General features: G+C 60.5%; 13 protein-coding genes. 7 read left to right on the top strand and 6 right to left on the bottom strand.

All coding sequences use genetic code 11. The annotated features are described in order from the left end of the window. Positions 1-29 precede the first annotated feature (29 nt). Both AC07VV_RS23825 and AC07VV_RS23820 read right to left on the bottom strand, forming a co-directional pair. Positions 30-476 (bottom strand): hypothetical protein, encoded by a 447-nt coding sequence (locus AC07VV_RS23825; protein WP_495037641.1) that lies wholly within the window; start codon positions 474-476, stop codon positions 30-32. Beyond that, positions 473-901 (bottom strand): DUF4160 domain-containing protein, encoded by a 429-nt coding sequence (locus tag AC07VV_RS23820; RefSeq protein ID WP_273541113.1) that lies wholly within the window; start codon positions 899-901, stop codon positions 473-475. The genes AC07VV_RS23825 and AC07VV_RS23820 overlap by 4 nt, the downstream gene beginning before the upstream one ends. 204 nt (positions 902-1,105) lie before the next feature. On the opposite strand from AC07VV_RS23820, the gene AC07VV_RS23815 reads away from it, so the two are divergent. The 3 genes from AC07VV_RS23815 to AC07VV_RS23805 all read left to right on the top strand — a co-directional run bounded on the left by AC07VV_RS23815 (position 1,106) and on the right by AC07VV_RS23805 (position 3,459). Further along, positions 1,106-2,017 carry a LysR family transcriptional regulator gene (locus tag AC07VV_RS23815; RefSeq protein WP_495037640.1) on the top strand — a complete coding sequence of 304 codons (912 nt, stop codon included), beginning with the start codon at positions 1,106-1,108 and terminating at the stop codon, positions 2,015-2,017. Between the two features lie 141 nt (positions 2,018-2,158). Then, positions 2,159-2,599, top strand: a complete 441-nt coding sequence (gene aroQ, locus AC07VV_RS23810; protein ID WP_011336043.1) for a type II 3-dehydroquinate dehydratase — start codon at positions 2,159-2,161, stop codon at positions 2,597-2,599. A 5-nt stretch (positions 2,600-2,604) separates the two neighbouring features. Further along, positions 2,605-3,459 (top strand): shikimate dehydrogenase, encoded by an 855-nt coding sequence (locus AC07VV_RS23805; protein WP_495037639.1) that lies wholly within the window; start codon positions 2,605-2,607, stop codon positions 3,457-3,459. A gap of 33 nt (positions 3,460-3,492) precedes the next feature. Here the strand turns inward: AC07VV_RS23805 and AC07VV_RS23800 are convergent, their stop codons facing one another. Together AC07VV_RS23800 and quiC are read right to left on the bottom strand one after the other, a co-directional pair. Beyond that, positions 3,493-4,170, bottom strand: coding sequence for a TetR/AcrR family transcriptional regulator (locus AC07VV_RS23800; RefSeq protein WP_495037638.1), 678 nt, complete (start codon positions 4,168-4,170; stop codon positions 3,493-3,495). 102 nt (positions 4,171-4,272) lie between these two features. Beyond that, complete coding sequence (gene quiC, locus AC07VV_RS23795; RefSeq protein WP_495037637.1) at positions 4,273-6,174, bottom strand: 3-dehydroshikimate dehydratase QuiC; 1,902 nt, start codon at positions 6,172-6,174, stop codon at positions 4,273-4,275. 273 nt (positions 6,175-6,447) lie between these two features. On the opposite strand from quiC, the gene AC07VV_RS23790 reads away from it, so the two are divergent. After that, positions 6,448-7,785, top strand: a complete 1,338-nt coding sequence (locus tag AC07VV_RS23790) for an MFS transporter (RefSeq protein ID WP_495037636.1) — start codon at positions 6,448-6,450, stop codon at positions 7,783-7,785. Between the two features lie 60 nt (positions 7,786-7,845). Here the strand turns inward: AC07VV_RS23790 and AC07VV_RS23785 are convergent, their stop codons facing one another. Continuing rightward, positions 7,846-8,724, bottom strand: coding sequence for a DMT family transporter (locus AC07VV_RS23785; protein WP_273538853.1), 879 nt, complete (start codon positions 8,722-8,724; stop codon positions 7,846-7,848). 145 nt (positions 8,725-8,869) lie between these two features. After that, on the bottom strand, positions 8,870-9,646 hold the full coding sequence (locus tag AC07VV_RS23780; protein WP_495037635.1) for an IclR family transcriptional regulator: 777 nt from the start codon (positions 9,644-9,646) through the stop codon (positions 8,870-8,872). Between the two features lie 177 nt (positions 9,647-9,823). Here AC07VV_RS23780 and AC07VV_RS23775 point away from each other — a divergent pair, with 177 nt between their 5' ends. From AC07VV_RS23775 to AC07VV_RS23765, 3 genes are all read left to right on the top strand, one after another. Further along, entirely contained in the window at positions 9,824-10,657 is an 834-nt protein-coding gene (locus tag AC07VV_RS23775) for an aldo/keto reductase (RefSeq protein WP_495037634.1), read from the top strand. A 201-nt stretch (positions 10,658-10,858) separates the two neighbouring features. Then, a complete protein-coding gene (gene ypfJ / locus AC07VV_RS23770) occupies positions 10,859-11,755 on the top strand; it encodes a KPN_02809 family neutral zinc metallopeptidase (protein WP_495037633.1) in 897 nt (298 codons plus the stop codon). Further along, entirely contained in the window at positions 11,756-12,709 is a 954-nt protein-coding gene (locus AC07VV_RS23765) for a S49 family peptidase domain-containing protein (protein ID WP_096820822.1), read from the top strand. It begins immediately after the preceding gene. Positions 12,710-12,732 lie beyond the last annotated feature (23 nt).

Here is a 12,732-nt window from a genome sequence, read left to right as displayed (position 1 = left end):
GTCCTGACCGACGGCTTTTTTGTGCCTGTTCATAAAACGGGATCGATCTTGCGCGGACGTCCACCCTTCCTGCCGTTGGCCCGTGCAGCTTCAGCTTTCGCGGTGCTGCTCTGGCGACCGTTGCGCGAGGCAATCACCGAAGCCGCCATCGCCATCAATGGCTGACTGGCCGAGATCATGCCGGCGATGGAAACCTGCAAATCCTTGCCTTCGTGGCAAAGGGCGGTGCCGGCAAAACCGACATTCAGCCCAGTGAAGTCTTCCGGTTCGAAATCATCGAATTCCCGGTAGAGATTCACTGGCAGCAGTACGCCGCTGTCGTCTTCAAAGTGAATCACCAGGCACGGCTTCTGAAAGGCCACCGACACGGCTTGCAGGCTGCTGCGTCGGCGCAGCCCCCCGCGATCGACAGCTTCATCGAGGCGCTTTTCCGTTACCGGTCGATCAGCATGCAAACCGGCCTTTACTGTTTTCATAGTTCGATCTCCACACCTTCCTGAGCACCGACCAGGGCCAGCAAGGTTTTGTTTTCTTCTGGCTCGTAATACGCCGATCCGATTCTGAAGGTTGCATTGGTGACTTCGCGCATGACGGCCACTTCGTTCGAGTCCCCGTCCCACCATTGATTATCGAGACACGCCGTCTGCAAACGAGTCCACCAGATTCGGCGAGCCCGCCGCAGATGAACGGTTTCACGGAGCGATTGGCGCAGCCCCTCAAGCACTGCAATCGGTGGCCGACGCGACAGCGGCACCACATCCCATAACTCCACGCCGTTGTGCCAGAAGCTGAATTTGAAGCGGGCACTCCATGCACCTGAATCTACGTGCGCATGGGGCGGACAATGTTCGTCTCGCAGCATGATCACCACCGACAATCCCTTGTAACTGCACACTTTCATGCTAACCCATCCGTTAGGTTAAAGAGTTTCGAAAACTGCCATTCCCTGACAATTCCGACCATCGGCATGGTTGCCTTCAATGGTCATTACGTTTTCGAGCCTAGTGCGGGATTCAGGAAAGCCCCGCGCAAAATGGTAAGCAGTTCTTTCGCAGCGGCCGCGCATTTGCTACATACGAAGACTCATTCCCCGGTGTAATCAATCATGCAGCGACACTTCGACGATCTTCAGCTGGGCAGCATCGAGTTGTTTTGCCTGGCCGCCGAGTGCGGCAGTTTCACCGGGGCGGCGCAGGCGGCTTCGGTGACGCCGGCGGCGGTGAGCCGCTCGGTGTCACGCATGGAAGAACGCCTGGGCGTACGCCTGTTTGCACGCACCACCCGCAGTGTGAAACTGACCGACAGCGGCCGGCGCTACTACGAAGAATGCCGTCAGGCACTGGCGCAACTGGTCGAGGCGCAACGGGAAGTCATGGGCCAGCAGCAGGAACCGTCCGGCACCCTGCGTATCAGTATTCCTACGACTTACGCCCATCACCGGATCCTGCCGCTCCTGCCGGCCTTTCGTGCGCGCTTCCCGCAGGTGAAGGTCGACATGCACATCAGCAACCGCAACATCGACTTCGTCGGCGAGGGCTACGACATGGCGATTCGCGTGCGGGCGATTCCCGATTCCGGCCTGATCGCCCGCCATCTGGAAGACGCAGCACTGGTGATGGTCGCCAGCCCCGATTATCTGAAACGCGCCGGCACGCCACAGACTCTCGAAGACCTGGAGCAGCACGAATGCATCCAGTACGAGTTGCCCAGCAGTGGGCGGCGGATCACCTGGCTGTTTTACGACGAGGACACGCCACGGGAAATTCTCGCCGAGGGCAATTTCTGCTGCTCCGATGACGTGCTCGGTGGAGTGACTCTGGCCAGACACGGTGCCGGGCTGTTCCAGACTTATCGCTTCATTGTGGAAAAGGAACTGGCCGACGGCTCGCTGGTGGAAGTGCTCAAACCCTACAGCGGACGCTCGCGGCCGTTCACCTTGCTGTACCCGCAGAATCGCCACATGCCGCTGCGCGTCAGGGCTTTCATCGATTTTCTGGTGGAGCAATTGCCGCACTGACTCTCGCCAGTGTGCGATCACCGCACAGAAATCACGGCTGTCGATGCAGAGCAATTGCTTAAAGTAACCAGCTAGTACAATTTAACTCCACAGGTCGAAACCCTCGACCCAAGCCAAAAACAATAAGTGGAGTTTGCCCCCATGCCCCCTATCGTTCTGGTGCTCAACGGCCCGAACCTGAACCTGCTCGGTACCCGTGAACCGGCGACCTACGGTCACGAAACCCTGGCCGACATCTCTGCCCTGTGCGGGCGCGCCGCCGAAGAATTCGGCCTGGCCGTGGAGTTTCGCCAGACCAACCACGAAGGCGAACTGCTCGACTGGATTCACGGCGCCCGCCAGCGCTGCGCCGGCATCGTGATCAACCCGGCCGCCTGGACTCACACTTCGGTAGCGATCCGCGATGCCTTGGTCGCCAGCGAATTGCCGGTGATCGAAGTCCACCTGTCCAACGTCCACGCGCGCGAGCCGTTCCGTCATCACTCGTTCGTCTCGGCCATCGCCACAGCCGTGATGTGCGGCTTCGGCAGCCACGGTTATCGCCTGGCCCTGGAACATTTCAGCCAGCGTCTGAAGGGGTGAACCGCATGATCCGCAACAACGTGATACTGGCCGGGCTGATCGGCGCCGGCATTCAGGCCTCCCGCACCCCGGCGCTGCACGAACATGAAGGCGACGAACAGGGCCTGCGTTACCTGTACCGGTTGATCGATCTCGATCAACTGCAACTGGACAGCAACGCCCTGCCCGACCTGCTGCTGGCAGCCGAGCGAATGAACTACACCGGGCTGAACATCACTTTCCCGTGCAAGCAGACAATCATTCCTCTGCTCGATGAATTATCCCCGGAAGCCCGAGGCATCGGCGCCGTGAACACGGTCGTGCTGAAGGACGGCAAACGCGTCGGCCACAACACTGACTGCCTGGGTTTCGCCGAAGGATTTTGTCGCGGCCTGCCAGACGTCGCCCGCGAGCGCGTAGTCCAGATGGGCGCCGGTGGCGCCGGTGCGGCGGTGGCCCACGCCTTGTTGAGCGAAGGCGTACAACAACTGAGCATTTTTGATGTGGACGTCGAGCGCGCCGAAAGCCTGGCCAACAACCTCAATCAGCATTTTGGCGCGGGCCGCGCCGTAGCCGGACACGATCTGCCGAGCGCGTTGAGTCACGCTGACGGGCTGGTGAACACCACGCCGATGGGCATGGCCAAATTACCGGGCATGCCCGTGCCAGTGGCGCTGCTGCGACCCGAGTTGTGGGTGGCGGAGATCGTGTATTTCCCGCTGGAAACCGAACTGCTGCGCAGCGCCCGCGCCCTGGGTTGCCGAACCCTGGATGGCGGCAACATGGCGGTGTTTCAGGCAGTGAAGGCGTTTGAACTGTTCAGCGGCGTGGTGCCGAATGCGCAGCGAATGCTGGCGCATTTTCAAAGCATGAAGGGATAAAACCGTGAGGGGGCGACGCCCCCTCGATACCGGTCAGGCCTGCAGGTAACGCAGCACCGATTCGCAAATCATTTCGCGATGACGCTGCTTGATGCTTTCGTCCGGCAGGTCGATCTGAAAGATCTCACCAAACGTGTGGCGGTTCGACACGCGATAGAAGCAGAACGAACTGATCAGCAGATGCACGTCCAACGCGTCGAGCCCGGCGCGGAACACACCTTCAGCGGCACCGCGCGCCAGGATCTCGCCCAGCGAATCGAGGATCGTGTTGTTCATCGCCTTGATCGCATCGGAACGCTTCACATACTCGGCGTTGTGGATGTTTTCGATGCAGACGATGCGCACGAAATCGACGTTGCGGTCGTGGTGATCGAAGGTGAATTCCACCAGGCGCCGGATCGCTTCCACCGGCGGCAGCTCGGCCAGGTGCAGACGGTTTTCAGTGCTGCGGATATCGCCGTAGAGCTTCTCCAGCACCTCGACGTACAACTGCTCCTTGCTGCCGAAGTAGTAATAGATCATGCGCTTGGAGGTGTGGATGCGCTCGGCGATCGCGTCCACGCGAGCACCCGACAGGCCCTGCTGGACGAACTCGACGATCGCTTCCTGGAGGATGTTTTCGCGGGTTTTTTCCGGGTTGTTCTTGCGACTCTTGCGCGGCTCTACCGCTGGTAAAACGGGGGCTGCGGAAAGTTCTGAAGTCATTGTCATTGCGGGCTCACGGCCATCACTGCACAGGCTGGCGATTATGGGCCGCGCGCCCCGGTGAAGGAAGCCGCGCGACCCTTGTTTAATCCCGCGTTTACGAATTTCCTACAACTTCGCCTGGCGAACAGCGCCACTGCGTGCTTTGGCCATCGCCGCCAACCGCACCGCGACGTTGGCCGCGCCATAACCGGCATAACCGTTCTTGCGCTGGATGATCTCGAAGAAGAAGCGCCCCTCGAACGGTTCTGTGTAGACGTGGAACAACTCGCCACCTTGCGCATCGCGGTCGTATAGCACGTTGTAATACGCCAGCTCGCTGAGAAACTCGTCATCGAAATCAAAGCGTGCCGCGAGGTCATCGTAGTAGTTGAGCGGAATATCCAGCAGCGGCACGCCCGTCTCTTTCGCCCGGCTGACTTCGGCGAAGATATTGTCGCAATCGAAGGCAATGTGATGCACCCCGGAACCGCGATAACTCGACAGTGCGTGTGAGATCGCGGTGTTGCGGTTCTCGGAAATGTTCAGCGGCAAGCGGATCGAACTGTCGCGACTGCGCAGCGCGCGACTCTTCACCAGACCGTACGGATCCGGCAGCACCACTTCGTCGTCGGCCTCGAAATCCAGCAGGCTCTTGTAGAACAGCACCCAACTGTCGAGGCTGTCTGCCGGCAACGCCATGGCCATGTGATCGATGCGTTTGAGGCCGCCGCGAGTCATCGCATCCGGCAGCAAATTGAAGTCGGTGCCGTAGACATCTGCCTCTTCATCCACCAGATAAATCAGGCTGCCATCCGGCGCACGCACCGCTGCCAATTCCAGCTCGTTGGGGCCGACCAGTCCGCGATACGGCTGTCCTTTATAAGCAACGGCGCGGGCCAGCGCACTGGTGCTGTCCTTGACCCGCACGGCGGTAGCGCAGAGCGACGGGCCGTGGGACTCGAAGAAACTGTGGGCGAACGAGTAAGGTTCGGAGTTGAGGATCAGGTTGATATCGCCCTGGCGCAACAGGCTGACGCTCTTGGAGCGATGCTGTCCGGCCTTGACGAACCCCAGCCGCTCAAGCCAATTCGACAGCTTGGCGCCGAGGGCTTCGTCGACGGCAAACTCAAGAAACTCGATGCCGTTGTAGGCGCTGGCCTTCGGCGTCTCGAAGAGGATTTCGCGGTTATCCACAGGGCGGATTTCCTGCTCCAGACGCTGGCGGGTTTTCTCCTCCAGGTACAGCAGCGAACGCAGACCGTCAGCCGCATTGGCCCGAGGCGGCGCGGCACGGAAACCGTCGTTGAAGATTTCCAGCGACAGCGGCCCGGTGTAGCCGCTCTGAATGATCGGCGCGAGGAAGCCCGGCAGATCGAACTCGCCCTGTCCCGGGAAGCAGCGGAAATGCCGGCTCCACTCCAGCACGTCCATCGCCAGAATCGGCGCGTCGGCCATTTGCACGAAGAAAATCTTGTCGCCAGGAATCTCGGCAATCGCCCGTGGATCGCCCTTCAGCGACAACGTGTGAAAGCTGTCGAGCAACACGCCGAGGCTTGGGTGATCGGCTTGGCGGACGATGTCCCAGACCTGTTGATAAGTATTGACGTGACGGCCCCAGGCCAGCGCCTCGTAACCGATGCGCAAGCCACGAGCGCCAGCGTGCTCGGCCAGCAGGCGCAGGTCATCGATGAGGATCTGTTGATCGCCGATGCTGTCGGGGGAGGCGTTGCTGCACACCAGGACCAGATCGGTGCCCAGTTCCTGCATCAGGTCGAACTTGCGTTCGGCCCGCTCCAGATTGCGGTCCAGACGATCACGGCGGCAGCCTTCGAAATCGCGAAACGGCTGGAACAGCGTGATGGCGATTCCGAGGTCGGCGCACATCTGCCGGATTTCCCGGGGGCTGCCGTCGTAGTACAGAAGATCGTTCTCGAAAATCTCCACCCCGTCGAACCCGGCGGCGGCAATAGCCTCGAGTTTTTCCGGCAGGGTTCCGCTCAAGGAGACGGTGGCAATGGATCGCTGCATGTTTCAACTCCCGGTGGAGACTTCGGCTACGAGGATTGCGCCGCTTTTATAAGGTGAGCGAATTATTGGTCCCGGTTTTTCATTGAGCAATTTAAACTGTACTACCCGGTTAGTTTTGCGTGCGATTATCGAACACAATGCCGGTTTGGCGAATTGACGATTTTTCGCTCACTGCCCAACATCCCTTTCACCTTGAGTCCGGAACTGAACCACCGGTCGCAGCGTGCACAAAAAAAGCACACCAAATAACAAATCCAAAAACGGGTGGAACACATGATTCCTTCACAGACTTCCCGCATGGCCCCGGCCATGAGCACTGCCACGGGTGGCATCGGCGACAAGATCCGCGGCGCCATGGCCGTCGGCAAGACCCGTTGGGGCATGCTGGCGCTGGTGTTTTTCGCCACCACCCTGAACTACATCGACCGCGCCGCCCTCGGCGTCATGCAGCCGATCCTCGCCAAGGAAATGAGCTGGACGGCGATGGACTACGCCAACATCAACTTCTGGTTTCAGGTCGGCTACGCCATCGGTTTCGTGCTGCAAGGGCGGCTGATCGACCGGGTCGGCGTCAAGCGCGTGTTCTTCTGCGCGGTGCTGCTCTGGAGCCTGGCCACCGGCGCCCATGGTCTGGCGACCTCGGCGGTGGGCTTCATGGTCTGCCGGTTCATCCTCGGCCTGACCGAAGCGGCCAACTACCCGGCCTGCGTGAAAACCACGCGCCTCTGGTTCCCGGCCGGCGAGCGCGCCGTGGCCACCGGCATCTTCAACGCCGGCACCAACGTCGGTGCGATGTTCACCCCGATGCTGTTGCCACTGATCCTTCACGTGTGGGGCTGGCAGGCCGCGTTTCTGTGCATGTCGGCACTGGGCGGGATCTGGTTGCTGTTCTGGGGCCTGAAGTACTTCAACCCGGAAGATCACCCGAGCGTCAAACAGTCGGAGCTGGAATACATCCAGAAAGAAGTCGAACCGGAACAGGCCCGCGTACCGTTTTCGCGAATCCTGCGCATGCGCGGCACCTGGGCCTTCGCCCTCGCCTACTCGCTGACTGCGCCGGTGTTCTGGTTCTACCTGTACTGGCTGCCGCCGTTTCTCAATCAGCAATACAACCTGGGCATCAACGTCACCCAGATGGGCATTCCACTGATCATCATCTACGTCACCGCCGACTTCGGCAGCGTGGGCGGCGGGATCCTGTCTTCGTTCCTGATCGGTCGCGGCATGAACTCGATCAAGGCGCGGCTGCTGTCGATGTTCCTGTTCGCCTGCTGCATCATCGGCGTGGTCATGGCGGCCGGTTCCGCCAACCTGTGGGTCGCGGTGGCTGCGATCTCTCTGGCCATCGGCGCGCACCAGGCCTGGACCGCGAACATCTGGAGTCTGGTGATGGACTACACACCCAAGCACATGATGAGCACGGTGTTCGGTTTCGGCGGCATGTGCGCGGCGATTGGCGGGATGTTCATGACCCAGATCGTCGGCCACATCCTCACCGTCACCAACAACAACTACACCGTGCTGTTCACCCTGATTCCGGCGATGTACTTCATCGCGCTGACCTGGATGTACTTCATGGCACCGCGCAAAATTCCTACCATTACCGAATAACCTTTCAGTACTGAGTAGCCATCCTGCACCGACCGGCCTGATTTCAGGCCGGTTTTCCTTTCAGCGCCGGCTCTGCTGCCACGCTGCCGCCAGTCCGCTGCAACAGATCACCGCGATCCCGATCACCGTCATCAGGGTCGGCGTGTGCGCGAACAGCAACCACCCCAACAGCCCCGCAAACACGATCTGGCAATAGCCGAACGGCGCCAGCAACGCCGGCGCGGCATGGCGAAACGCTTGGGTCAGAAACAGGTGCGCCGTCATCCCGCACGTGCCCAGCGCCAGCATCAAGAAAGCGTGCCCGAGGCTCGGCACTTGCCAGAAGAACGGCACCAGCGCACTCATCACCAGCGTGTTGCACAACCCGGCGAAAAAGTTGCTGGTGGTCGGGCTGTCGATCTCGCTGAGCTTGCGGGTGAGCAGTTGATAGAAGCAGAAAAACAGCGCCGAGCAGAACGGCAACAGAATCGCCGGGGTGAACAATTCACCACCGGGGTGGACGATGATCAGCACCCCGATAAACCCGCAGATCACCGCGATCCACTGGCCCCGCGTCACCCGTTCCTTGAGCAACGGCACCGACAGCGCCGTCACCAGCACCGGCGCGAGAAAGTTGACCGAAGTGGCTTCGGCCAGCGGGATGTACAGCAGCGCCGTAGTGAAGAACAGACTGGTGCCCAGCAGGCACAACGCCCGCGCCAACTGCCATAACGGGCGTTTGGTGCGCAGCACGCGCAACCCGGATTGCGGCAGGAAGATCCCCGCCATCAGCAGCGTGTGCACCAGATACCGCGCCCACACCACCATGATGATCGGATAAAAACCCGAGAGGTATTTCGACAGCGCGTCGTGGCTGGAGAACAGAAACGTCGCCACGACAATCAGCAAGATCCCCTTGAAGGGTTGGTTGACGCCGGAAAGCGGGGTGCTGACGGTCATTGGCTATCTCTAGAAATAAAAATGAGGAAAAAGCCTCCAGCGATAATTTAGAACCAGGTTCCAAATTCTCACACCCTTCAAGCCAAATTCTGTGCGATCAACGCACAGTTTTACAGACAACCCGATCCCATCTTCCGTTGCGCGGCTAGACGAACAGCTCCGAAGCCAGGCTCGCCGCCGACAACTCCTCGGTAAACCTCAACAACAGCGGCGCCAGTTCATGCAACCTCGCCCCCGGCATCCGCGCACTCGGTCCGGCAATGCTCAATACCCCGATCACTCGGCCATCTGCCGGATGCCGCACGACGGCGGCAATGGCCGATGTGCCCACCGCCGAACTCTCTTCGACACAGGCGTAACCCTGTTCCCGCGCCACGCGCAGATGCTCGAGCAATTCAATGTTGGTTCGCGGTGCATTCGGCCCGATATCCGCCGGCATTTCGGCAGCCTGACGCTCAACCAGCGACAAGGCCTCGGCATCACTCATGCTCGCCAGCCACGCATGACCGGAGGCGGTGTAGAACAGCGGCGCATCGCGACCCATGTCCGGGTCGTAACGCAAACCGTTGCGCGCGCCCTGTGACTTGGCGATCCAGGTCTGGCGCTCGCCGTCGGTGACGCCCAGCCGCACCAGTTCGCCGGTTTCCTGCGCCAGTCGATCGAGCACCGGTTGCACGATGTCGGCACCGCTGCTCGACAGGTAACGAAAGCCCATCGCCACCAATTTGGTCGACAAGTGATAACGCGACGTTTCCGGGTTCTGCCGGACATAGCCCAGCCGGGACAATTCAGCGAGCAAACGATGCGTCGCACTTTTCGGAATGTCGATTTGTTCCGCGAGGGTTTGCAGCGGCAGTCCGCGCGGCTCGTGGGTGAGGCTCTCCAGCACGCTGAAAACCCGTTCGATCTGACTGCCGGCCATGGTGCGATCCCAGTAAAATTTTGCCGATTCTAAAATACATATCAGAGATTGCGAAATCTGGAACCAACCGCTCGATAATCGCCCTCTTTCTCGGCTGACGAGTTGCCCCTACTGGCTGGCGTTGTTTAGTTTTCGCAATCCCATTCTGAAACCCCATCAATGCAGGAAGCGCCGACCATGCAGCACATCGTCAACAGACAAGGACTGAACCTGCCCAAACTCGGCCTCGGCACCTGGCCGATGCTCGGCGACGAATGCACCCGCGCCGTGGAGCAAGCGCTGGAACTCGGTTACCGACATATCGACACGGCGGCGGCCTACAACAATGAAGACGCGGTCGGACAGGCACTGGCGAATACGCCGACACCCCGCGAGCAGATCCACGTCACCACCAAGGTCTGGTGGGACCAGTTGCAACCGGATGCCATGCGTCACTCGCTGGATCGCAGCCTAAAGGCGTTGCGCAGTGAGTACGTCGACCTGTTCATGATCCATTGGCCGACTACTGACTGGGACTTGCCGCGCACTCTTGAAACCCTCGCATCGTTCAAGGAGCAAGGTCTGGCTCGCAACATCGGTGTGGCGAATTTTCCGCTGCCGTTGCTGCGCAAAGTCGTCGAGGACTATGGCATTCCTCTGTCAGCCATTCAGGTCGAGTACCACGTCCTGCTCGGACAAAACGCTTTGCTCGACTACGCCCGTCAACACGATCTGGCGCTGACGGCCTACACGCCGCTGGCGCGCAACAAGGTCTCGGAGGTTGCGCAGATTCAGCAGATCGCCGAAAAACACGGTGTGCTGCCGACTCAGGTCGCGCTGAAGTGGTTGCTGGATCAGGACAATGTCGCGGCGATTCCCAAGGCCAGCAGCCGGGCCAATCAACTGGCCAACCTGGCGTCACTGAAGGTCGAACTGGACGATGACGATCGTGCGCTGATCGCCGCGTTGTCCAAACGCGAACGTCAGGTCAGCCCGGACTTCGCGCCGGTGTGGGACGCCTTTGACCGCTGACACCTGACCCGGCGAAAGAAATCTGCCGATGGATTGAATTCCCGGCGCCCATGCTCGTCAATAACAGGCCCGACCTCGTCACGCGAGGTCGGGCCTGTTTGTCTGTGTGCGAATGGACGGACGACCGGACTGGCGCCACACTCACACACCAGCAACACTCATCACCACACACTTTCCACCTGAACAGACGAGGATTCCCACATGCTATGGAGAAAAGGTCGACGCAGTGACAACGTCGTCGATGCCCGTGGCGATGACATGGGCGGTGGCGGTGGCGGTGGAGGCATGCGCTTCGGTGGCGGCAAAGGCCTGAGCCTCGGGGCGATCCTGTTGATCGTCGGCATCGGCTGGATCACCGGGCAGGATCCGCTGCAGATTCTCGGCCAGCTCACCGGCCAAGGCACCCAGCAAGCCGCACCGTCTTCGCAGACCCGTCAGGCGCCGCCGGCCAACGATGAACAGGCCGAATTTGTGCGTTCGATCCTCGGCGACACCGAAGACACCTGGGGCGCGATCTTCCAGCAGGCCGGCCGCCAATATAAAGACCCGACCCTGGTGCTGTTCAGCAACCGGGTCAATTCGGCCTGCGGCATGGCCACCTCGGCCACCGGCCCGTTCTATTGCCCGGCGGACCAGAAGGTCTATCTGGACATGGCGTTCTTCCAGGAAATGTCGCAACGCTTCAAGGCGGCCGGCGACTTTGCCCAAGCCTACGTGATCGCTCACGAAGTCGGACACCATGTGCAGACGCTGCTGGGCGTCTCGGCGAAAATCCAGGCCGCTCGCCGGCAAGGTCGGCAGATGGAAGGTGACGGCGGTCTGTTGGTACGCCAGGAACTGCAAGCCGATTGTCTGGCCGGGGTCTGGGCCTACAACGCGCAGAAGCGTCTGAACTGGCTGGAACCGGGCGACATCGAAGAAGCCTTGAACGCGGCGAACGCCATCGGTGATGATCGCCTGCAACAACAGGGTCAGGGCCGTGTGGTGCCGGACTCGTTTACTCACGGTACGTCGGCGCAAAGGGTGCGCTGGTTCAAAACCGGATTCGCCCAGGGCCAGGTCGGCCAGTGCGATACCTTTGCGGCGAAAAACCTGTAAATGCATAAATGGCTGTTGGCTTTACTGTTCATCGGCGGCACCGCACAAGCGGCCGGCGTCGACGCGATCAGCCCCGGACGCCTGCAATTGCAGGCCGGCGAGATGGCGGTGGGCATCGGCCCGGCGCCGGCGAAAATCGAGCGGGTGCTGATCGTCATTCATGGCAAGTTGCGCAACGCCGAGACCTATCGCAAAAGTGGCGAGAGCGCCGCCGAACTGGCCGGGCAAACCGCCAACACCCTGGTGATTGCCCCGCAGTTTCTCAACGAAAGCGATGTCGCCCTCTATTCGTTGCCCGCCAGCGTGCTGCGCTGGAAAGGCAATGAGTGGATGGGCGGCGGGTTATCCACAGGGCCGAACGCGCTCAGTTCCTATGCCGCCCTCGACGAAATCATTGGGAGACTCAGCGACCGCAAGCAGTTTCCGGACGTGAAGCAGATCGTGATCTTCGGCCACTCCGGCGGTGGTCAGGTGGTGCAGCGCTATGCCCTGCTGGCCCGCGAACAGCCGGCGCTCAAGGCCGAAGGCATTCGCTTGCGTTATGTGGTGGCCAACCCGTCGTCCTACGCCTACTTCAATGAGCAACGACCAGTGGCGTTCGATCACGCGCAGTGCCCGGGTTTCAATCGCTGGAAGTACGGTCTGGTGGATCCGCCGATCTACTCGGGTGGGCAAACGCCCGCGCAGCTTGAAGGCAGTTACGTCAAACGCGAGGTGATTTATCTGCTCGGCCAGCAGGACACCGACCCGCAACACCCGGCGCTGGACAAGAGTTGCGCCGCTGAAGCGCAAGGCGCCTATCGCCTGATGCGCGGAAAAATGTTCTTCAGCTATCTGCTGCGTCGGCATCCGGAAGGGGTGAATCAGCGGCTGGTGGAAGTGCCCGGTGTCGGTCATAACGGCGACGGCATGCTGACATCGCCGGAAGGTCAGAAAGCGATATTCGACCAATGAAAACGGGGGCCGAAGCCCCCGTT

The sequence above is a fragment of the Pseudomonas sp. GW821-FHT02C04 genome (genome assembly GCF_059421845.1).
The sequence above is the reverse complement of the archived record's forward strand: the minus strand, read 5'-3'. Positions and strand labels throughout refer to the sequence as shown.

Excerpts from the sequence above, each read along its gene's own strand:
- AC07VV_RS23825 (WP_495037641.1), bottom strand. The coding sequence starts at position 476 with ATGAAAACAGTAAAGGCCGGTTTGCATGCTGATCGACCGGTAACGGAA.
- AC07VV_RS23820 (WP_273541113.1), bottom strand. The coding sequence starts at position 901 with ATGAAAGTGTGCAGTTACAAGGGATTGTCGGTGGTGATCATGCTGCGA.
- AC07VV_RS23815 (WP_495037640.1), top strand. The coding sequence starts at position 1,106 with ATGCAGCGACACTTCGACGATCTTCAGCTGGGCAGCATCGAGTTGTTT.
- aroQ (WP_011336043.1), top strand. The coding sequence starts at position 2,159 with ATGCCCCCTATCGTTCTGGTGCTCAACGGCCCGAACCTGAACCTGCTC.
- AC07VV_RS23805 (WP_495037639.1), top strand. The coding sequence starts at position 2,605 with ATGATCCGCAACAACGTGATACTGGCCGGGCTGATCGGCGCCGGCATT.
- AC07VV_RS23800 (WP_495037638.1), bottom strand. The coding sequence starts at position 4,170 with ATGACAATGACTTCAGAACTTTCCGCAGCCCCCGTTTTACCAGCGGTA.
- quiC (WP_495037637.1), bottom strand. The coding sequence starts at position 6,174 with ATGCAGCGATCCATTGCCACCGTCTCCTTGAGCGGAACCCTGCCGGAA.
- AC07VV_RS23790 (WP_495037636.1), top strand. The coding sequence starts at position 6,448 with ATGATTCCTTCACAGACTTCCCGCATGGCCCCGGCCATGAGCACTGCC.
- AC07VV_RS23785 (WP_273538853.1), bottom strand. The coding sequence starts at position 8,724 with ATGACCGTCAGCACCCCGCTTTCCGGCGTCAACCAACCCTTCAAGGGG.
- AC07VV_RS23780 (WP_495037635.1), bottom strand. The coding sequence starts at position 9,646 with ATGGCCGGCAGTCAGATCGAACGGGTTTTCAGCGTGCTGGAGAGCCTC.
- AC07VV_RS23775 (WP_495037634.1), top strand. The coding sequence starts at position 9,824 with ATGCAGCACATCGTCAACAGACAAGGACTGAACCTGCCCAAACTCGGC.
- ypfJ (WP_495037633.1), top strand. The coding sequence starts at position 10,859 with ATGCTATGGAGAAAAGGTCGACGCAGTGACAACGTCGTCGATGCCCGT.
- AC07VV_RS23765 (WP_096820822.1), top strand. The coding sequence starts at position 11,756 with ATGCATAAATGGCTGTTGGCTTTACTGTTCATCGGCGGCACCGCACAA.